General features: G+C 49.5%; 23 protein-coding genes and 1 pseudogene. 14 read left to right on the top strand and 10 right to left on the bottom strand.

Features of this window, described 5'->3' with window-relative positions; translation table 11 throughout:
* The 8 genes and pseudogenes from AACS80_RS14480 to AACS80_RS14445 form a co-directional block, all read left to right on the top strand.
* A pseudogene (locus AACS80_RS14480) lies at positions 1 to 606 on the top strand (RecE family exodeoxyribonuclease); the annotation flags it as partial.
* On the top strand, positions 584 to 880 hold the full coding sequence (locus AACS80_RS14475; RefSeq protein WP_135410213.1) for a host-nuclease inhibitor Gam family protein: 297 nt from the start codon (positions 584 to 586) through the stop codon (positions 878 to 880). The pseudogene AACS80_RS14480 and the gene AACS80_RS14475, both read left to right, overlap by 23 nt.
* A gap of 5 nt (positions 881 to 885) precedes the next feature.
* Entirely contained in the window at positions 886 to 1,671 is a 786-nt protein-coding gene (gene bet / locus AACS80_RS14470; RefSeq protein WP_135410074.1) for a phage recombination protein Bet, read from the top strand.
* A complete protein-coding gene (locus tag AACS80_RS14465) occupies positions 1,668 to 2,348 on the top strand; it encodes a lambda exonuclease family protein (RefSeq protein ID WP_135410075.1) in 681 nt (226 codons plus the stop codon). Before bet ends, AACS80_RS14465 begins: the two co-directional genes overlap by 4 nt.
* Positions 2,345 to 2,575: a type I toxin-antitoxin system endodeoxyribonuclease toxin RalR gene (gene ralR / locus AACS80_RS14460; RefSeq protein ID WP_135410076.1), complete on the top strand. Its 231-nt coding sequence runs from the start codon at positions 2,345 to 2,347 to the stop codon at positions 2,573 to 2,575. Before AACS80_RS14465 ends, ralR begins: the two co-directional genes overlap by 4 nt.
* The gene (locus tag AACS80_RS14455) at positions 2,568 to 2,756 is read left to right on the top strand and encodes a DUF1187 family protein (RefSeq protein ID WP_138183844.1); all 189 of its coding nucleotides are present in this window, start codon (positions 2,568 to 2,570) and stop codon (positions 2,754 to 2,756) included. Before ralR ends, AACS80_RS14455 begins: the two co-directional genes overlap by 8 nt.
* A gap of 106 nt (positions 2,757 to 2,862) precedes the next feature.
* Positions 2,863 to 3,144: an excisionase gene (locus AACS80_RS14450; RefSeq protein WP_138183843.1), complete on the top strand. Its 282-nt coding sequence runs from the start codon at positions 2,863 to 2,865 to the stop codon at positions 3,142 to 3,144.
* Complete coding sequence (locus AACS80_RS14445; protein WP_138183842.1) at positions 3,110 to 4,186, top strand: tyrosine-type recombinase/integrase; 1,077 nt, start codon at positions 3,110 to 3,112, stop codon at positions 4,184 to 4,186. The genes AACS80_RS14450 and AACS80_RS14445 overlap by 35 nt, the downstream gene beginning before the upstream one ends.
* 391 nt (positions 4,187 to 4,577) lie before the next feature.
* Here AACS80_RS14445 and AACS80_RS14440 read toward each other — a convergent pair whose 3' ends face one another.
* Genes AACS80_RS14440 through yobA form a run of 3 tightly spaced genes read right to left on the bottom strand, consistent with a single transcriptional unit; the run spans position 4,578 to position 6,183 of the window.
* The gene (locus AACS80_RS14440) at positions 4,578 to 4,919 is read right to left on the bottom strand and encodes a YebY family protein (RefSeq protein ID WP_130208467.1); all 342 of its coding nucleotides are present in this window, start codon (positions 4,917 to 4,919) and stop codon (positions 4,578 to 4,580) included.
* A gap of 13 nt (positions 4,920 to 4,932) precedes the next feature.
* Positions 4,933 to 5,805 carry a copper homeostasis membrane protein CopD gene (copD, locus tag AACS80_RS14435; protein ID WP_138183841.1) on the bottom strand — a complete coding sequence of 291 codons (873 nt, stop codon included), beginning with the start codon at positions 5,803 to 5,805 and terminating at the stop codon, positions 4,933 to 4,935.
* Between the two features lie 3 nt (positions 5,806 to 5,808).
* Positions 5,809 to 6,183: a CopC domain-containing protein YobA gene (gene yobA, locus AACS80_RS14430; protein ID WP_135410079.1), complete on the bottom strand. Its 375-nt coding sequence runs from the start codon at positions 6,181 to 6,183 to the stop codon at positions 5,809 to 5,811.
* 137 nt (positions 6,184 to 6,320) lie between these two features.
* On the opposite strand from yobA, the gene holE reads away from it, so the two are divergent.
* The 3 genes from holE (at position 6,321) to exoX (ending at position 7,995) form a co-directional block, all read left to right on the top strand.
* The gene (gene holE, locus AACS80_RS14425) at positions 6,321 to 6,551 is read left to right on the top strand and encodes a DNA polymerase III subunit theta (RefSeq protein ID WP_000916758.1); all 231 of its coding nucleotides are present in this window, start codon (positions 6,321 to 6,323) and stop codon (positions 6,549 to 6,551) included.
* 100 nt (positions 6,552 to 6,651) lie between these two features.
* On the top strand, positions 6,652 to 7,308 hold the full coding sequence (yobB, locus tag AACS80_RS14420) for a carbon-nitrogen hydrolase family protein YobB (RefSeq protein WP_135410080.1): 657 nt from the start codon (positions 6,652 to 6,654) through the stop codon (positions 7,306 to 7,308).
* A gap of 24 nt (positions 7,309 to 7,332) precedes the next feature.
* Positions 7,333 to 7,995, top strand: a complete 663-nt coding sequence (gene exoX / locus AACS80_RS14415; protein WP_130208475.1) for an exodeoxyribonuclease X — start codon at positions 7,333 to 7,335, stop codon at positions 7,993 to 7,995.
* Here the strand turns inward: exoX and ptrB are convergent.
* The 4 genes from ptrB to yebG form a co-directional block, all read right to left on the bottom strand.
* On the bottom strand, positions 7,992 to 10,052 hold the full coding sequence (ptrB, locus tag AACS80_RS14410) for an oligopeptidase B (protein ID WP_135410081.1): 2,061 nt from the start codon (positions 10,050 to 10,052) through the stop codon (positions 7,992 to 7,994). The two genes, exoX and ptrB, sit on opposite strands and share 4 nt — an antisense overlap.
* 208 nt (positions 10,053 to 10,260) lie before the next feature.
* Positions 10,261 to 10,917: a tellurite resistance TerB family protein gene (locus tag AACS80_RS14405; RefSeq protein ID WP_131161129.1), complete on the bottom strand. Its 657-nt coding sequence runs from the start codon at positions 10,915 to 10,917 to the stop codon at positions 10,261 to 10,263.
* Between the two features lie 294 nt (positions 10,918 to 11,211).
* A complete protein-coding gene (gene yebF, locus AACS80_RS14400; protein ID WP_130208481.1) occupies positions 11,212 to 11,568 on the bottom strand; it encodes a protein YebF in 357 nt (118 codons plus the stop codon).
* Between the two features lie 66 nt (positions 11,569 to 11,634).
* The gene (yebG, locus tag AACS80_RS14395; protein ID WP_130208483.1) at positions 11,635 to 11,925 is read right to left on the bottom strand and encodes a DNA damage-inducible protein YebG; all 291 of its coding nucleotides are present in this window, start codon (positions 11,923 to 11,925) and stop codon (positions 11,635 to 11,637) included.
* A gap of 141 nt (positions 11,926 to 12,066) precedes the next feature.
* On the opposite strand from yebG, the gene purT reads away from it, so the two are divergent.
* Positions 12,067 to 13,245 (top strand): formate-dependent phosphoribosylglycinamide formyltransferase, encoded by a 1,179-nt coding sequence (gene purT / locus AACS80_RS14390; protein WP_130208485.1) that lies wholly within the window; start codon positions 12,067 to 12,069, stop codon positions 13,243 to 13,245.
* A gap of 53 nt (positions 13,246 to 13,298) precedes the next feature.
* Here purT and kdgA read toward each other — a convergent pair whose 3' ends face one another.
* The 3 genes from kdgA to zwf form a co-directional block, all read right to left on the bottom strand.
* Positions 13,299 to 13,940 carry a bifunctional 4-hydroxy-2-oxoglutarate aldolase/2-dehydro-3-deoxy-phosphogluconate aldolase gene (gene kdgA, locus AACS80_RS14385; RefSeq protein WP_064529269.1) on the bottom strand — a complete coding sequence of 214 codons (642 nt, stop codon included), beginning with the start codon at positions 13,938 to 13,940 and terminating at the stop codon, positions 13,299 to 13,301.
* Between the two features lie 37 nt (positions 13,941 to 13,977).
* Positions 13,978 to 15,789 (bottom strand): phosphogluconate dehydratase, encoded by a 1,812-nt coding sequence (gene edd, locus AACS80_RS14380; protein WP_130208487.1) that lies wholly within the window; start codon positions 15,787 to 15,789, stop codon positions 13,978 to 13,980.
* Between the two features lie 234 nt (positions 15,790 to 16,023).
* A complete protein-coding gene (gene zwf, locus AACS80_RS14375; protein ID WP_130208489.1) occupies positions 16,024 to 17,499 on the bottom strand; it encodes a glucose-6-phosphate dehydrogenase in 1,476 nt (491 codons plus the stop codon).
* A gap of 336 nt (positions 17,500 to 17,835) precedes the next feature.
* On the opposite strand from zwf, the gene hexR reads away from it, so the two are divergent.
* The gene (gene hexR / locus AACS80_RS14370) at positions 17,836 to 18,705 is read left to right on the top strand and encodes a DNA-binding transcriptional regulator HexR (RefSeq protein WP_105289041.1); all 870 of its coding nucleotides are present in this window, start codon (positions 17,836 to 17,838) and stop codon (positions 18,703 to 18,705) included.
* Between the two features lie 125 nt (positions 18,706 to 18,830).
* The gene (pyk, locus tag AACS80_RS14365) at positions 18,831 to 20,273 is read left to right on the top strand and encodes a pyruvate kinase (protein WP_130208490.1); all 1,443 of its coding nucleotides are present in this window, start codon (positions 18,831 to 18,833) and stop codon (positions 20,271 to 20,273) included.
* Positions 20,274 to 20,310: the final 37 nt, after the last annotated feature.

The raw sequence follows: 20,310 nt of genomic DNA, 5'->3' as shown, positions 1-20,310 counted from the left end.
GTCGATGCCGATAAATTGCTTGCTGCATCACGTGGTGAATTTGTTGACGGAATTAGCGACCCGAACGATCCGAAATGGGTTAAGGGGATCCAGACTCGCGATTCTGTGTACCAGAACCAGCCAGAAACGGAACAAAACACGCCAGAAACGGAAAAAACCAGCCCGGATGTGAAACAACCTGAGCCAGTAGTGCAACAGGAACCGGAAATAGTCTGCAATGCCTGCGGTCAGACTGGCGGGGATAACTGCCCTGACTGTGGTGCGGTGATGGGCGACGCAACATACCAGGAAACATTCGATGAAGAGAATCAGGTTGAAGCTAAGGAAAATGATCCGGTGGAAATGGAAGGCACAGAACATACGCACAATGAGAATGCTGGCAGCGATCCGCATCGCGATTGCAGTGATGAAACTGGCGAAGCAGCAGCTTCATCATTAGAAAAACTCGACTGGAAAAGACAAGTGGTGATTGCGGCGGTTTACGGTTTATGTGCGAATCCTGCAGGTATAGCCTCAGCGCCATTAATTCCGGATATTGCAATGATGATCGCAAACAAACTTGAAAATTTTGGGGTAACGGATGATGAGCACATGCCCGATTTTTGATCGCATTGAAGAGCTGGCATGGTCACGCCACTACCAGAAGATCGTTCGCGAAGAAAAAGAAACGGAACTGGCGGACGACCTGGAAAAAGGTCTGCCCCAGCACCTGTTTGAATCGCTCTGCATCGACCATTTGCAACGCCACGGTGCCAGCAAACAGGCAATCAGTCGCGCATTTGATAACGATGTTGAATTTCAGGAACGCGTGGCGGAGCACATCCGGTACATGGTTGAAACCATTGCTCGTCACCAGGTTGATATTGATTCAGAGGTATAAAACGAATGAGTACAGCACTTGCAACACTGGCCGGGAAGCTGGCTGAACGCGTCGGCATGGATTCTGTCGACCCGCAGGAACTGATCGCCACTCTTCGCCAGACGGCATTTAAAGGTAATGCCAGCGATGCGCAATTCATTGCGCTGCTGATCGTCGCCAACCAGTACGGACTTAATCCGTGGACGAAAGAGATTTACGCCTTCCCTGATAAGCAGAACGGCATTGTTCCGGTGGTGGGCGTTGATGGCTGGTCCCGCATCATAAATGAAAACCAGCAGTTTGATGGCATGGACTTTGAGCAGGACAATGAATCATGTACATGCCGGATTTACCGCAAGGACCGTAATCATCCGATCTGCGTTACCGAGTGGATGGATGAGTGCCGTCGCGAACCATTCAAAACCCGAGAAGGCAAAGAAATCACCGGACCGTGGCAGTCGCATCCCAAACGGATGTTACGGCATAAAGCCATGATTCAGTGTGCCCGTCTGGCCTTCGGATTTGCTGGTATTTATGACAAGGATGAAGCCGAGCGCATTGTCGAAAATACCGCATGCACTGCAGAACATCAACCGGAACGCGACATCACTCCGGTTAACGAGGAAACCATGCAGGAGATTAACACTCTGCTGATCGCCCTGGATAAAACATGGGATGACGACTTATTGCCGCTCTGTTCCCAGATACTTCGCCGCGACATTCGCGCATCGTCAGAACTGACACAAGCCGAGGCGGTAAAAGCTCTTGGATTCCTGAAACAGAAAGCCGCAGGGCAGAAGGTGGCAGCATGACACCAGACATTATCCTGCAGCGTACCGGGATCGACGTGAGAACTGTCGAACAGGGAGATGATGCGTGGCACAAATTACGGCTAGGTGTCATCACAGCTTCAGACGTTCACAACGTGATAGCAAAACCCCGCTCAGGAAAAAAGTGGCCAGACATGAAAATGTCCTACTTCCACACCTTGCTTGCCGAGGTTTGCACCGGTGTGGCTCCTGAAGTTAACGCTAAGGCGCTGGCCTGGGGAAAACAGTACGAGAACGACGCCAGAGCCCTGTTTGAGTTTACTTCCGGCGTGGATGTTACTGAATCCCCGATCATCTATCGCGACGAAAGTATGCGTACCGCCTGCTCTCCGGATGGTTTATGCAGTGACGGCAACGGCCTTGAGCTGAAATGCCCGTTCACCTCCCGGGATTTTATGAAGTTCCGGCTCGGTGGTTTCGAGGCCATAAAGTCGGCTTACATGGCCCAGGTGCAGTACAGCATGTGGGTGACGCGAAAAGATGCCTGGTACTTTGCCAACTATGACCCTCGTATGAAGCGTGAAGGCCTGCATTATGTCGTGGTTGAGCGGGATGAAAAGTACATAGCGAGTTTTGACGAGATGGTGCCGGAGTTCATCGAAAAAATGGACGAGGCACTGGCTGAAATTGGTTTTGTATTTGGGGAGCAATGGAAATGAGCGCAGCCACAAAGCTCACAGGAGAAAAACCAGTTCGATACACAAAAGTCAAACCATGTCCATTTTGTGGTTGTCCATCAGTAACGGTGAAAGCCATTTCAGGATATTACCGAGCGAAGTGTAACGGATGCAAATCCCGAACCGGTTATGGTGGAAGTGAAAAAGAAGCACTCGAAAGATGGAATAAACGAACCACTGGAAATAATAATGGAGGTGTTCATGTATAAAATTACCACCACTATTGAAAAGGAAGGTGGTTCTCCTACCAACTGGACAAGGTACTCAAAAACAAAGTTAACCAAATCAGAATGCGAAAAAATGCTCTCAGGTAAAAAAGAAGCAGGCGTTTCCAGAGAGCAGAAAGTAAAACTGATAAATTTTAATTGCGAGCAACTTCAGTCCTCGTGAATTGCATTGTATTCAAATTAAAACTTCATAGCTGATTATTAAAAATCAACCACGCCCGCCAGTATTCTGTATATTTACTGGCGGTCATATCGTAAGAGGTATGGCAATGAATCTTGTGACACTCAAAACGTGGGGGAAACTCAGATATCCGGATAACCCACCATCAATATCAACGCTGAGACGGTGGGCCAGGAATGGAAATATTTATCCCGCACCTGAACTGCACGGGAGGAGTTACAGGGTGGATCCGGAGGCATTCTATATCAACCCAAATAAGTTTGATACCGATATAACAAACCATCAGCCTACTGGTCGGCAAGGGAGAGACAGTCCGTTACTGGAGAAATTAAAAAATGCAGCGGAAAAAATACGATCCCAATTTGCCTAGAAACCTAACATATCGAAGAAGGGACAAAGCATACTACTGGCGCAATCCTCTGACAAAAGAAGAATTTACGCTAGGTAAAATTTCAAAAAGAGATGCGGTAGCACAGGCAATTGAAGCCAATCATTATATATACAAAACCTACTCTCCTGTAGCCTTAATTGAAAAACTTAAAGGGGGCGATTCATTTACTATGTCAAACTGGATCGAACGTTACAAAACGATTCTTATAAGGAGAAAAGTGTCCAGAAATACTTATAAAATTCGGGTAAATCAACTGGAGACAATAAAAGAAAAACTGGGAGGGATTTTACTGACAGAAATAACCACTCGCCATATTGCCGAGTTTCTTGATTCGTGGATTGAAGGAGGGAAAAACACGATGGCAGGATCAATGCGTTCTGTGTTATCTGATATGTTCCGCGAGGCCATTGTTGAAGGACGTATATCTCAAAATCCAGTAACGCCAACAAGAGCACCGAAAATAGTAGTTACAAGAGAACGACTGAAACTAAAGACATACAACTGCATCAGGGAGGCAGCAGACCAACTTCCGGCATGGTTCCCATTAGCTATGGACTTAGCCCTTGTAACAGGACAACGTCGCGAAGACATAACGAATATGCGGTTCAGTGATATTTATGATGATCGTCTCCACATCAGGCAAATTAAGACGGGAATGATGATTGCTATCCCCCTGTCACTCAACCTTCCGGTCGCTGGATTACGGCTTGGTACAATAGTTGAACGGTGCCGCCTGGTAAGTAGGGGGGATTATCTAATCAGTGCCGGGATTAGAAAAAACAGCCCTGACGGCAGCATTCACCCGGATGGCCTGACAAAAAAATTTGTCGCAGCCAGAAAATTAACAGGTATCCAGTTCAGTGAAAACCCACCAACTTTTCACGAGATCAGAAGTCTGGCTGGACGATTGTACAAAGAGACATGTGGAGAAGAATTTGCTCAGCGTCTACTTGGCCACACATCGGAGAAGACAACAAAAATGTATCTTGATGAGAGAGAAAAAACGTACTTACTGCTCTGATTTTAACGTAAATGGATTGTTAAATGTATTTTGGTTGTGATATAACCAAAAAAGACCGGAATACAGAAATTCGAGTAAATTTCGGGGAATTTCGGGGAGACGTTTGCAACCAATTGATTTTAAATACAATTAAAAAAAGACCGAATACGATTCCTGTATTCGGTCCAGGGAAATGGCTCTTGGGAGAGAGCCGTGCGCTAAAAGTTGGCATTAATGCAGGCTTAGTTGCCTAGCCCTTTAAGAATAGATGACGACGCCAGGTTTTCCAGTCCACACGAAAAGTGGTCAGAAAAAAGCGTCTTAATCATCGTTTTAAAAGTAAAAAAAACGCCCGATCTGATAAAAGATCCTGGGCGTTTTTTTTGGCAAATCAAAAGCCTAATTCAGGTAATCAGCAAAGTTTTTCAGCTCGTTCTATAAATGGCATCAGGCTCATTTTTTCACCGGGTTTGTTGGGATCTTCAATCTGGATCACTGAAATAGGCTGGGCCTTAGTCTTCCCACTGGAAACCTCTTTTTGCGCAACATCGTTCAAAGGGTATTGCACCAGGGTGCTGGGGTTAATGACATACAGCGCATTACCTGGTCGGCATGTCAACATCACTTCTTCGCGATTAAACGCCCATTTGTCTTTGCCAATTTCAAAACGGCTGACGGTAATTACCTGAGGAGCCGCCAGCGCCGCAGTGGAACTGGTGAGCAACAAAAACGCCAATATACTTTTTTTCATCATTTATCGTAATCCATCAAAACGGTTCCAGAGTCGCTAGCAGGCTGATAATCACCAGTACCACCGCGCCTATCGCCCATTCGAGTTGAGTCATCCATACAAACCAGGGAACAGCCCGGACTTCATCATGCCGCATTCTCGGGACCAGAACATAACGATTTGCCAGCGCGATAACCACCATAATCATAACCAGTATGACTTTGAGCAATAAGAGCTGGCCCCAGTAAGAGGCAAGCGTGGGGGGAAATCCCGTGATGAGTAATGCATTGAGCACACCACTCACTAGCACGCCAATGACAGCAAAATGTCCGCACCAGGAAAAACGCATCAGCGCATGAATGGCCGGGCGTCTCCAGCGCCCTTTCACCAGCCGCATACACCAGACAACCGGCAGTAGCCCTCCAAACCATGCTGCAGCACAGATAAGATGTACGGCATGATTGGTCTGATGAATTTTTGCGGTTAATCCTTCATTTAATGTCGCGTGTCCCATACCCGCCATCAGGATAAATTGCGCGGTAGTCAGCATGAACAGTAACCGCAACATATTCCGTGGTTGCATCAGAACGACGGTCAACGTAACGAGAGCGAGAACGATTTGCCAGATCCAGACGCCTCCGAAGTGCGTTTGTAACACCGACTGCCAGATGCTCAGCGAAACGACATCTGGCCATCCCGCCCCCATCACCCCCCCCTGAACGGCGAACATCGCTGCGGCACTGATCAAACTCCATGCGGCTGCGTGCTGTTGTAAACGCAAAAAACGCTTCGTCAATAATCGACGAATCGTCACTGGTGCCAACCATGCCCCGTACATCGCGAAGCCAAAAACCAGCATCAGAGAGATAAAATAGATAAATCGCAGTGTGACCCAAGTAAGCGCTAGCATGCTTTATTTCACTGTAAAGGTGTACTGCCCTTTGGTTTTATGTCCGTCCACCGAAACAACATGCCAGTCAACGGTATAACTTCCGGGATTCAGGGCGTCGGCAAGCGGAACTACCAATTGCTTTTTGTCTTGTTCATTACGTTTCGCGGGTAATGTTTTAACATTTTCATTCTTCGGGCCGATGATTTTGGCCCCACTGAATCCAGGTTCAATACCTTCAGAGAAATTTAAAGTAATGGCCTGTGGGGCAGCGGTGACCGCCGCATTCGCCGCAGGATACTGGTGAGTCAGGTGCGCATGAGCCCAGACGGAAGGGGCCGCCAGCGAACCGGCAATTATTGCCAGTGTATAACGAAGAGAACGCGCAGTTGAAACCATATTATCTATTCCTTTTTGTAATGAGTTTTTTACAGAGCATAACCTTGTCTAATGAGAGAGTCGAGGATCATCAATTCAGGCTTGCCATCCTGGCTGACTCTTAGTAACTTTTGCCCGCAATTAACGAGGAGACACCGATGCTGAAGAATCTGGCCAAACTGGATCAAACTGAAATGGATAAAGTAAATGTCGATCTGGCCGCTGCCGGAGTGGCATTTAAAGAACGGTACAATATGCCGGTGATTGCTGAAGCGGTTGAACGTGAACAACCGGAGCACTTGCGTGGCTGGTTTCGTGAGCGCCTTATCGCCCACCGTCTCGCCTCTGTAAATCTGTCACGTTTACCTTACGAGCCCAAACTTAAATAAACCTTATATTAAGTTACGCTTTCTTACATGGTGGCTGCTAAATTATAAGTATTTTCTCATACACGCCATTATTCGCAGACACTATGAAAAGGAAGTCATCATGTCGTACTGGAAAGTTGCAGCAGCACAATATGAGCCTCGTAATGCTTCACTCACTGAACAGGTAGCCCATCATCTGGAGTTCGTGAGGGCTGCCGCCAAGCACCAGTGCGAACTTTTAGTTTTTCCCTCACTTTCTCTACTGGGATGTGATTACAAACGACGTCCGCTTCCGTCTCCGCCCGATCTCTCGCTTTTAGACCCGCTTTGTTATGCAGCAACAACCTCACGAATGACCATTATTGCTGGCCTTCCCGTTGAATATAATGAGCGGTTTATTCGCGGTATTGCAGTATTCGCCCCCTGGATGAAAACGCCAGGAATTTATCATCAAAGTCATGGTGCATGCCTGGGTCAACGTTCCGAAATCATCACTGTAGTGGATGGCCAACCGGAAGGTATTGATATGGACCCGAGTTGTTCACTCTTTACAACCGGGCAATGCATCGGTGAACCTGACCTGTTGGCTTCGACCCGACGCTTAGAGTTTTTCTCACATCAATACTCCATCGCTGTGCTAATGGCGAACGCCCGTGGTAACAGCGCACTGTGGGATGAACATGGCCGTCTTATTGTTCGCGCCGATCGCGGTTCTCTTTTGTTGGTTGGTCAGCGCTCTTCGCAGGGTTGGCAAGGCGATATCATTCCATTACGCTAGGCGTTTTCTTCCTGGAGCATGACCATGTTGCGCATTATCGATACAGAAACCTGCGGTTTGCAGGGAGGGATCGTTGAAATTGCCTCTGTTGATGTTGTTAACGGGAAAATCGTCAACCCTATGAGCCACCTGGTGCGTCCCGACCGCCCCATCAGTCCACAAGCCATGGCGATTCACCGTATTACAGAGTCCATGGTTGCTGACAAACCGTGGATTGAAGAAGTTATCCCGCACTATTACGGTAGCGAATGGTATGTCGCCCACAATGCCAGCTTTGACCGCCGGGTGTTGCCAGAAATGCCCGGTGAGTGGATTTGCACCATGAAACTGGCTCGTCGTTTGTGGCCAGGAATCAAGTACAGCAATATGGCACTGTATAAATCGCGCAAGCTGAATGTCCAGACACCATCGGGTCTGCATCACCACCGCGCGCTGTATGATTGTTATATTACCGCGGCCCTGCTTATCGATATTATGAACACATCAGGCTGGACGGCGGAGCAGATGGCGGATATCACCGGGCGGCCGTCGTTGTTGACGACGTTCACGTTTGGCAAGTATCGCGGTAAAGCCGTATCAGACGTTGCAAAGCGCGATCCGGGCTATCTGCGGTGGTTGTTTAACAACCTTGACAGTATGAGCCCGGAGTTACGTTTAACCTTGAAGCATTATCTGGAGAGTGTTTAACCCGCTGATTGGCCTGGTAATGTCCCCTGCGCCAGGGCTATCAGAAAAGCATATTCCATCGCCACACCTTCGTAGGATTTAAAACGTCCGGATTTACCGCCATGCCCTGAATCCATGTCGGTACAAAGCAATAATAGATGGTTATCAGTTTTAAGTTCGCGCAGCTTAGCCACCCATTTTGCCGGTTCCCAGTATTGCACCTGTGAATCGTGTAATCCGGTCGTTACCAGCAGATGCGGATAAGCCTGAGCCGTGACATTGTCATACGGGCTGTAGCTTTTCATATACTCATAATATTGCGGATCCTGCGGATTTCCCCACTCTTCAAATTCGCCGGTAGTAAGAGGAATCGACTCATCAAGCATCGTTGTTACAACATCAACAAATGGTACCTGGGCAATCACGCCGTGGAATAACTCGGGGCGCTCATTAATTGCAACGCCCATCAACATACCGCCAGCACTGCCCCCCATCGCATAACAGAGTGAAGGTGAACCGTAGCCCAGCTTTAACAATGCGTCGCAGGCATCGAGATAGTCATTAAAGGTATTTTTCTTTTTCAGGAATTTACCGTCTTCGTACCATTGCTGCCCCAGCTCGCCGCCACCACGGACATGGACAATGGCGTAGACAAAACCGCGATCCAACAAACTCAGGCGGCTAAAACTAAAATCGGCATCAATGCTTGCGCCGTAAGAGCCATATCCATACACCAGCAGCGGGTTGTGGCCTTTCTGGAAATGCTTGCGATGATAGACCAGCGAAACAGGCACTTCGACGCCATCACGGGCAGTGATCCACAAGTGTTCGCTGCGGTAATTCGCCGCATCGAAACCGGGGACTTCCGTTTGTTTTAATACCCGACGCTCTCCAGTATCCATATCCAGTTCAAACAATGTATCTGGCGTAGTCATGGAGGAATAGCCATAACGCATTCGTGAGGTTTCAGGTTCCGGGTTATAGGCAATCCAGGTAACGTAAGCCGGATCATCAAAGGCAATGCCGATAACCTCCCGCGTTTTGCGGTTGATTTGCCGCAGACTGGTTAACCCACGCTGACGCTCTTCAACCACCAACCAGTCAGTAAACAGCGTAAAGCCTTCGAGCATGATGTTATCGCGCGGTGGGATTAACTCTTCCCACTCTTGCTCATCACGCATACGGGTACGGTATAAGCCAAAATTTTTGCCGTTGCGGTTGGAGCGCAGATAAAACCGATGCTGGTAGTGATCAAGACTGTATTCGTGATCTTTGCGACGCGGTAAAAAGACAAACGGCTCGGCATCGGCCAGCTCTGCATCCAGCAGCCGAACTTCACTGGTAGTGGCGCTGGCAAGATGAATAACCACATAGTGTTTCGACGTCGTTTTATGTAGGCTGACGTAAAAGGTATCGTCTTTTTCTTCGTAAATCAGTTTGTCTTCAGATGCTGGAGTGCCAATGGCATGCCGCCAGACCTGATACGGCAACAACGTCACTGGATGCTTGCGAACATAATAAAATGTCCAGGAGTCATTCGCCCAGACAAAGCTGGGTTCCACGTTATCCAACAGTTCGGGATACCAGTTGCCCGTTTCCAGATTGCGAAAACGGATACCGTACTGGCGTCGGGAAAGAAAATCTTCTGCAAGTGCCATAATCGTGTTATCGGGCGTAATCGCCATTCCGCCCATTGAATAAAATTCACTGTGCGCCGCCCGTTTGTTCGCATCGAGCAGAGTCTCCCATTCGTCCCACTCTTCACTGAACGCCGACTGACGCTGGTAGATTGCATATTCACAACCAGGTTCATAAATTTGCCGGTAGCGATAGCCATTTTTGACGTAAGGTGCAGAGACTTCTCTTTGCGGTATGCGGTCAATGATTTCTTTTAATATCCGATCCTGCAAAGCTTGTTGCGACGCCATGACCTGATGACCGTAGCTATTTTCTTGTTGCAGGTAATCCAGCACTTCCGGCTGCGAGCGTGTGTCGTCCCGCAGCCAGTAGTAATTATCGATGCGCGTGTCGCCATGAAGCGTCATGGAATGGGGAATGCGGGCGGCTTTTGGTAGCATGTTATTGTTCTTTCTGGTTGAAACATCTTATAAGGGTGGCAAAACTCACCCGGGATGCAAGCGAAACAGGGCGGTCATTGTATAGATGATGACAGGTAATTGTGTGAAAATCGAAAGGATGTCGCCAGCGAAAATTAATTCGCTCAAATAGCTGTGCGGTTTTGTATAGCCCGATAAACAGGCATATCAGGCTATACGGAGTGAGATATTATTCAGACAAAGTGCGTTTTTGCTGTTCGAGATCGCGTTCAATTCCTTCACGGACTTCCTGGGGAATTTTCAGCGCATCCCCCAGTGCATTCAGGTAACTGCGCTCCATAAAATGGTCAATATCAATAGCCGCACAGCTCAGGAAATAGATCTCCAGTGCCTCTTCTTCGTTGCGAATCCCCTGGGCCAGGCGCTGCGGATCCAATGGTTGCTCGATTGCCTGTTCGATAAGTACACGCCCCTGCTCTTCAACACCAGCTTCACGCAATTGCTGGTCGATAGCCGCGCGTTCTTTACTATCGATATGACCATCGCTTTTGGCAGCAAAAACCAGGGCGAGGATTAAACGTTCTGTACGTTCATCCAGCGGCGTACTTTGGGTGCCGTATTGCGGTTCGTTCTGATGCGCCGCACGAATTTTATCTTTGTATTTGTTCCACAGTACGGTACCGGCGACCGCTCCGCCGCCAACCAGCAACGCGTTTGTGCCGTATTTCGTTAATAGTTTACGTGCTGATTTATTGGCAACCAGCAGTCCTGCCAACCCGCCTAATGCGCCGGGTACTAAAAGTTTGCCCAATCCCTGATCTGTAGACGAAGAGGAAGCGCTGCTTTGCCCAAGAAGGGATTGCAGTTGATTTAACCAGTTAGCCATATTTACTCCTCGATTCACTATTTTAATGGCAACAGCATAGCGAATGAGGATGTCAGAAAATGTATATAGAGACAAAAGATGCGCAAATAAGCAGAACCGAAGGCAGTCCTCACAAGAAATTCGCGTCATGTAAGGTGCCGGGTGATGTGATTAATTTGAAACTTGTAGATTTGATTGTAATTGCCTGATGCGAACCTGGCGCTTCTTATCAGGCTTGTAGGGGCTGGTACATTGTTGGGCGGATAAGGCGCTCGCGCCGCATCCGCCAACGGTCAGCCGAATTATCAGAAGCCATTAGCGCCGCTGATATTCCGCCATTCCCGCTTTACAATCCACATTAACCAGATAATGAATATCGGCACTTTTACCACGCACGGTCAGCGGTACCGACCATTTATCATCTTTCCCCTGAATGTCCTGCAAACTAACCCACGCCACCGGATCGGCCTGACCGACGATTTTTTGATCGTCTGCCCAGCGCGCCACGCGGTTTTGCTGATAATCACGTTTTACACTCGCAGCGATTCCGGCTGCATCTAAACCTTCACATTTGGGGAAAGTTACCGACTTGCTGGTTTCGTTATTGGCAGCGAAAACTGATGTACAGGCGGAAACCAACAACAGCCCCAACAACGCTCCTCTTTTTTTCATGTTTTTCTCCATAGCACAATGATTCAGGAGAAAGCATGGTACAAATTATCAGGAGCGCAAGTTGCTTCAGGCGGCGTGGGTTTCACCTTCCCCATCCGTGTCAGTATCGACCACCTGGGGAGAAGGTAATTTACCGGTTTTCAGAATGGTACTAAGCACATCTTTCTGTTCCGCCAACCACAAAGAAAGCGCCTCACGCTGCTCGTCTTCCATTGTCACCGGAGAATTCGCCAACCATGTGTCGAGTAGATCCGCTGTATCGAGCATTTTGTCATAAGCATCGGCTTCCTTTTTGCTGGTAAACGACATCTTCTCTTCGCCCTCACGAATGACTACGTATTTAATTTCAACCGCCATTTGCAGCCTCTCACCATAACTGTAATTTTATACAGTATATTGCTTTTCAGTCGAGAAATCAACGCAAGCAATCAAGCAATAAAGACATGCGCAAACGTTTTCGTTTATACTTCACGCGGAATTAATCAGGGGATATTCGTTATGACGTTATTAGGCACTGCGCTGCGTCCGGCAGCAACTCGCGTGATGTTATTGGGCTCCGGTGAACTGGGTAAAGAAGTGGCTATCGAATGCCAACGCCTCGGCGTAGAGGTGATTGCGGTCGATCGCTATGCCGACGCGCCCGCCATGCATGTCGCGCATCGCGCCCATGTCATTAATATGCTGGATGGCGACGCATTGCGCCGTGTTGTTGAACTGGAAAAACCACATTATATCGTGCCGGAGATCGAAGCTATTGCTACCGATATGCTGATCCAGCTTGAAGAGGAAGGGCTAAATGTTGTCCCCTGCGCGCGTGCAACACAATTGACGATGAACCGCGAAGGTATTCGTCGTCTGGCTGCGGAAGAGCTTCAGCTTCCCACTTCAACTTATCGTTTCGCTGATAGCGAAGACCTTTTCCGCGAGGCGGTCGCCGCCATTGGCTATCCTTGCATTGTTAAACCGGTGATGAGCTCTTCCGGCAAGGGGCAGACGTTTATTCGCTCTGCCGAACAACTGGCTCAGGCATGGGAGTACGCCCAGCAAGGTGGTCGCGCCGGAGCGGGTCGCGTGATTGTTGAAGGCGTCGTTAAGTTTGATTTCGAAATTACCCTGCTGACCGTCAGCGCGGTGGATGGTGTTCATTTCTGTGCGCCTGTAGGTCATCGCCAGGAAGATGGTGACTATCGTGAATCCTGGCAACCGCAGCAAATGAGCCCACTGGCCCTCGAACGTGCGCAGGAGATTGCCCGCAAGGTGGTGCTTGCACTGGGTGGTTATGGGCTGTTTGGTGTCGAGTTGTTTGTCTGTGGGGATGAGGTGATTTTTAGTGAAGTCTCCCCTCGCCCGCATGACACCGGGATGGTGACGTTAATTTCTCAGGATCTTTCTGAGTTTGCCCTGCATGTGCGTGCTTTCCTGGGACTGCCGGTGGGCGGGATTCGTCAGTACGGCCCTGCTGCTTCAGCCGTTATCCTGCCGCAACTGACCAGCCAGAATGTCACGTTTGACAACGTGCAGGAGGCCGTTGGCGCAGGTTTGCAGATTCGTTTATTTGGTAAGCCGGAAATTGATGGTAGCCGTCGTCTGGGGGTTGCGCTGGCTACAGCAGAAAGTGTTGATGAAGCGATTGAACGCGCGAAGCACGCCGCCGCACAGGTAAAAGTACAAGGTTAAATCTGGCAAAAACGCGACAAAAATGCCCGATTCACGATCGGGCATTTTGACTGTTACAGCTTCGCGCCTTCTACTGCTTCACGCGCCAGCTTAGTAATGCGGTCGTAATCGCCCGCTTCCAGCGCATCTGCCGGAACCAGCCAGGAACCACCAATGCACAGTACGCTTTTCAGCGCCAGGTAATCACGGTAGTTAGCCGGAGAAATACCACCAGTCGGGCAGAAACGAACCTGAGAGAACGGACCCGCAATTGCCTGCAGTGCTTTCACGCCGCCATTAGCTTCTGCCGGGAAGAATTTGAACTCTTTCAGGCCGTAGTCCATACCCAGCATCAGTTCGGAAACAGTGCTGATACCTGGAATCAGAGGAATAGTCCCTTCTGTCGCCGCTTTCAGCAGTGGTTCAGTCAGACCTGGGCTGATTGCGAACTGAGCCCCCGCTTCAGTCACTTCTGCCAGTTGCTGCGGATTCAGCACCGTACCGGCACCTACAATCGCTTCCGGCACTTCTTTGGCGATAGCGCGGATAGCATCAACTGCACACGCCGTACGCAGAGTCACTTCCAGAACGCGCACCCCACCAGCAACCAACGCTTTTGCCATTGGCACCGCGTGTTCCAGTTTATTTACCACGATAACCGGTACAACCGGGCCGGTGGTCAGGATTGATTCTGCACTTGTTTTCCAGTTTTTCATCAGAGTTTTCTCTCGCCTGATTACAAATTTTGTCGTCTTAAAAAGTGATACAGGTTGCGCCCTGTTCGGCACCGGACAGTTTTTCGCGCAAGGCGCTGAATAATTCACGTCCTGTTCCCACGCGTGACGCGCTCAGGTCAGGAATGTGCGGTTCGCGAGCAGCCAGTTCAGCTTCGTCTACCAGCAGCGTCAGTTCGCCTGTCTGTCCATTCACACGAATGATGTCCCCATCGCGCACTTTTGCCAGCAGCCCACCATCGTAGGCTTCTGGTGTTACGTGGATAGCTGACGGCACTTTACCTGAAGCACCAGAGAGTCGTCCATCGGTAACTAACGCAATTTTGAAACGCCGGTCCAATAATACACCAAGTGGCGGCATGAGTTTATGTAATTCTGGCATTCCGTTCGCTTTTGGCCCCTGATGGCGGACAACAACCACACAATCACGGTCCAGCATACCCGCTTCAAAAGCAGGCATAACGTCATGCTGGCTCTCAAAAACAACAGCAGGCGCTTCAATCACCTGGTTTTCAACCGGCACTGCAGAGGTTTTCATGACGGCACGGCCCAGGTTGCCGCTTAACACTTTTGTCCCGCCATGATGCGAGAAAGGTTGTTCAAAGGAAGCAATCACATTGCTGTCGAGCGATTTGTCTGCACCTTCGCGCCAGTCCAGCTCGCCGTTATTCAGCCATGGTTCGAGGGTATAGCGCGAAAGACCAAAGCCCGCCACCGTATTGACATCTTCATGCAACAGGCCAGCCTTGAGCAGCTCACGCACCAGAACCGGTACACCACCCGCCGCCTGGAAGTGGTTAATATCGGCCGGACCGTTTGGATACAAACGTGCCATCAGAGGTACGACATCAGAAAGATCAGAGAAGTCATCCCAGTTGATCTGAATACCGGCCGCTCGCGCCATCGCCACCAGGTGCATCGTGTGGTTAGTGGAGCCACCGGTCGCCAACAGCGCAACAATACCGTTCACCACCACTTTCTCGTCGATCATCTTACCGATCGGCATCCATTCATTACCGTTGCCAGTCATGCGTGTAACCTGGCGCGCAGCGGCTGCGGTTAATGCATCACGTAACGGGGAGTCTGGATGAACAAAAGAAGAGCCCGGCAACTGCATCCCCATAAACTCCACCACCATCTGGTTGGTGTTGGCAGTACCGTAGAAAGTACATGTACCAGGGGCATGATAAGACGCAGCCTCTGACTCCAGCAGTGCCATTCGATCCACCTTCCCTTCGGCATAAAGCTGGCGAATGCGCACTTTTTCTTTATTTGGCAACCCGCTTGCCATCGGACCTGACGGCACAAATACCGCAGGCAGATGACCGAACGACAGCGCGGCCATCGTCAGCCCCGGGACAATCTTATCGCACACGCCGAGGAACAGCGCGCCATCAAACATGTTATGGGACAGCCCCACCGCCGCAGACATCGCAATCACTTCGCGGCTTAACAGAGACAGTTCCATACCATCCTGCCCCTGGGTGACACCATCACACATCGCCGGAACACCACCCGCAACCTGGCCAACCGCATTAGCTTCATGCAGTGCTTTACGAATAATCTCTGGATAATGTTCATAAGGCTGGTGAGCGGAGAGCATGTCGTTGTAGGAGGTGATGATAGCGATATTGTTACGCAACATGCTTTTCAGGGAGGCTTTGTCTTCTGGCTGGCAAGCTGCGAAACCGTGAGCCAGGTTACCGCATGCCAACTGCGAACGATGAACGGTCGAAGTTTTCGCTTGTTCGATCCGGGCGAGGTAAGCAGAGCGAGTCTCGCGCGAACGTTCAATGATTCGATTTGTTACGCGTAACAATTGTGGATTCATAAAGGCTCCTGAAATTGAGTTGTCAGAGCAGGATGATTCACAACGCGTTTCATTCAGAGGATTTATGAGTGAAACGCCTGTAACCGGAGCTCATAGGGCAAAAACGTTTCAGTCAGTGTAATAAAAAAAGCCTCGTGGGTGAATCCGCACGAGGCCTGAAAGTGTAAAAATTGTTCTACAATCTGTGCAAGATCATGTTACCGGTAAAATAACCATAAAGGATGAGTGCAGATATTATTCAAACTCATTCCAGGAACGGCCATCACGGGTAATCATCGCCACCGAAGCAACCGGTCCCCAGGTTCCGGCCTGATACGGTTTCGGCGCATCGTTATCCATCGCCCATGCTTCGGTAATGGAGTCCACCCATTTCCACGCTTCTTCCACTTCATCGCGACGTACAAACAGCGCCTGAATACCGCGCATGGTTTCCAGCAGCAGGCGTTCATAGGCATCTGCCAGATGCGTCTGATTAAAGGTTTCTGAATAGCTCAGATCCAGCTTGGTGATTTGCAGGTTATGTTTGTGATCCAGACCCGGGACCTTGTTCAACACTTGAATATCCACGCCTTCATCAGGTTGCAGACGGATAGTCAGTTTGTTCTGTGGCAGGTCCTGCCACGACTCTTTAAACAGATTGAGCTCTGGCGTTTTGAAATAGACCACCACTTCAGAGCATTTGGTCGGCAAACGTTTACCGGTACGCAGGTAGAACGGTACGCCAGCCCAGCGCCAGTTGTCGATATCGACACGGATAGCCACGAAGGTTTCCGTGTTACTGCTTTTGTTCGCGCCCTCTTCTTCCAGGTAGCCCGGCACTTTTTTGCCCTGGGCGAAGCCCGCAGTGTATTGCCCGCGTACGGTTTTTTCGCGTACGTTGGAGCGGTCAATGCGGCGCAGAGACTTCAGTACTTTCACTTTTTCATCGCGGATGCTGTCTGCGCTCAGATCAGACGGCGGAGACATCGCAATCATGCAGAGAATTTGTAACAGGTGATTCTGGATCATGTCGCGCATCTGACCGGCTTTATCAAAATAGCCCCAGCGCCCTTCGATCCCCACTTCTTCTGCCACGGTAATCTCAACATGATCAATAGTGCGGTTGTCCCAGTTGTTCACAAACAGAGAGTTAGCAAAACGCAGCGCCAACAGATTCAGCACCGTTTCTTTACCAAGGTAATGGTCGATACGGTATACCTGGCACTCCTCGAAGTATTCGCCAACCTGATCGTTGATTTCCTGCGAGGTCGCCAGCGACGTACCCAGCGGTTTTTCCATCACCACGCGCGCCGGTTTGCCGTTCAGTTTCGCCTCACCAAGCCCTTTGCAGATTGCGCCAAAAGTGCCTGGCGGCATGGCAAAGTAGTTAATGGTGATACGATTTTTTTGATCCAGCATCGCACCAAGACGGCTGAATGCAGCGGTGTCATTGACATCGAGATTACAAAAATCCAGACGTGCACTCAGGGTGTCCCATAAACCTTCATCAATAGTTTCTTTCATGAAAGTTTCCAGCGCTTCGCGGACTACTTTGGTATATGCCGCTTTATCCCAGTCAGCACGCCCTACGCCGATAATACGGGTATCCGGGTTGAGCTGACCGGCTTTTTCCAGTTGATACAGGGAAGGCAGCAATTTACGACGCGCAAGGTCGCCTTTCGCGCCGAAAATGACCAGGTCACAAGCCTGGGCTGTTTGCGTTACCGCCATGTCATTCTCCTTAAGTTAACTAACCCGGTACTTAAGCCTGGGTATACTTGTAATTTTCTTACGGTGCACTGTACTGCTTTTACGAGCTTGCGAAAACTGTAAACGCTTATCCACCCGTGCGATTACGGCAAAAGCGCGCAAAGTGCGGCAAAACTGATAAAAAAATCATCGTTTTCCATTGGGTAAAAATCTGACACTGATCATGTTATGAAAAAAAATGACAACTTTTTTATCCGCTTTTGTCATTAATACGACACACAGGCGTAATATCAGACCAAACTGCATTTCGATTTCTTTCAGTGTGGAAATCGTCATTACCGTGAGTCTCTTTACATCATGAATATGCTGGAAAAAATCCAGTCTCAACTGGAACATTTGAGCAAATCAGAACGAAAAGTCGCCGAGGTCATTCTTGCTTCACCTGACAACGCGATCCATTCGAGTATTGCTGCTCTGGCGCTTGAGGCCAATGTTAGCGAACCAACGGTGAATCGTTTCTGTCGCAGCATGGACACCCGCGGTTTTCCTGATTTTAAACTTCATCTGGCACAAAGCCTGGCAAATGGCACGCCCTATGTTAATCGCAACGTTAATGAAGATGACAGCGTTGAATCATACACGGGGAAAATATTTGAGTCGGCAATGGCCACGCTCGATCACGTACGTCACTCGCTGGACAAATCTGCCGTCAACCGTGCCGTCGATCTCCTGACTCAGGCCAAAAAAATCGCCTTTTTCGGTCTGGGCTCTTCTGCCGCCGTCGCCCACGATGCGATGAATAAGTTTTTTCGCTTTAATGTTCCAGTGGTTTACTCCGACGATATCGTGCTGCAACGCATGAGTTGTATGAATTGTAGCGACGGAGACGTGGTTGTGCTGATTTCTCACACCGGAAGAACCAAAAATCTGGTTGAACTGGCGCAGTTAGCACGGGAAAACGACGCGATGGTAATTGCCCTCACCTCCGCCGGTACGCCACTCGCCCGGGAAGCAACGCTGGCGATTACCCTCGACGTACCTGAAGATACTGACATTTATATGCCCATGGTGTCTCGACTTGCGCAGTTGACCGTGATAGATGTGCTGGCGACAGGATTTACTTTGCGACGCGGCACAAAATTCAGAGATAACTTGAAGCGGGTCAAGGAAGCGCTCAAGGAATCGCGCTTTGATAAGCAGTTACTTAAATTGAGTGACGATCGCTAAATCGATTATCACTGTTCTATCTTTATACGATATTCGCATGTGTTTAAATTACAACCATAATGGTTTTAGTTTATGCGAATTCATGTTCAAGCAACACCTGGTTGTTTCAGTCAACGGAGTATTACATGTCCAGAAGGCTTCGCAGAACCAAAATCGTTACCACGTTAGGCCCGGCTACCGATCGCGATAATAACCTTGAAAAGGTCATCGCAGCGGGTGCAAACGTCGTACGAATGAACTTTTCTCATGGCTCGCCTGAAGACCATAAAATGCGCGCGGATAAAGTTCGTGAAATTGCCGCAAAACTGGGTCGTCATGTGGCTATTCTCGGTGACCTTCAGGGGCCAAAGATTCGCGTATCTACCTTTAAAGAAGGTAAGGTTTTCCTCAATATTGGGGATAAATTCCTGCTGGATGCCAACCTGGGCAAAGGTGAAGGCGATAAAGAAAAAGTCGGTATCGACTATAAAGGTCTGCCTTCTGACGTCGTGCCTGGCGACATTCTGCTGCTGGACGACGGTCGCGTACAGTTAAAAGTGCTGGAAGTTCAGGGCATGAAAGTGTTCACCGAAGTGACCGTCGGCGGCCCTCTCTCCAACAATAAAGGGATCAACAAACTCGGCGGCGGTCTGTCGGCTGAAGCGCTGACTGAGAAAGACAAAGCAGACATTAAAACTGCGGCATTGATTGGCGTAGATTATTTGGCTGTCTCTTTCCCACGCTGCGGCGAAGATCTGAATTATGCTCGTCGCCTGGCGCGCGATGCGGGTTGTGATGCGAAAATTGTCGCCAAAGTTGAACGTGCGGAAGCCGTTTGTAGCCAGGATGCAATGGACGACATTATCCTCGCTTCTGACGTGGTGATGGTCGCACGTGGAGACCTCGGCGTAGAGATTGGCGATCCCGAACTGGTTGGGATTCAGAAAGCGCTGATTCGTCGCGCGCGTCAGCTGAACCGCGCAGTCATTACTGCTACCCAGATGATGGAATCGATGATTACCAATCCAATGCCGACGCGTGCAGAAGTCATGGACGTGGCGAACGCCGTTCTGGATGGTACTGACGCCGTAATGTTGTCTGCGGAAACCGCCGCTGGTCAATATCCATCTGAAACCGTTGCTGCAATGGCGCGTGTTTGCCTGGGTGCCGAAAAAATCCCGAGCATCAATGTGTCTAAACACCGCCTGGACGTTCAGTTCGACAATGTGGAAGAAGCTATCGCGATGTCCGCAATGTACGCAGCTAACCACCTGAAAGGCGTTACCGCGATCATCACCATGACCGAATCTGGTCGTACCGCGCTGATGACTTCTCGTATCAGCTCCGGTCTGCCGATTTTCGCCATGTCACGTCATGAACGCACGCTGAACCTGACTGCGCTTTATCGTGGTGTTACGCCGGTCTATTTTGACAGTACAAATGATGGCGTAGTTGCTGCCAGCGAAGCAGTAAATCTGCTGCGCGATAAAGGCTACCTGATGTCTGGTGATCTGGTGATTGTCACCCAGGGCGACGTGATGAGTACCGTGGGTTCGACGAATACCACGCGTATTTTAACGGTAGAGTAAGTTAGTTGCCGGATGCGGTATAAATGCCATATCCGGC

Source organism: Escherichia sp. E4385 (assembly GCF_963883145.1).
Taxonomy (GTDB): domain Bacteria; phylum Pseudomonadota; class Gammaproteobacteria; order Enterobacterales; family Enterobacteriaceae; genus Escherichia.
The sequence above is the reverse complement of the archived record's forward strand: the minus strand, read 5'-3'. Positions and strand labels throughout refer to the sequence as shown.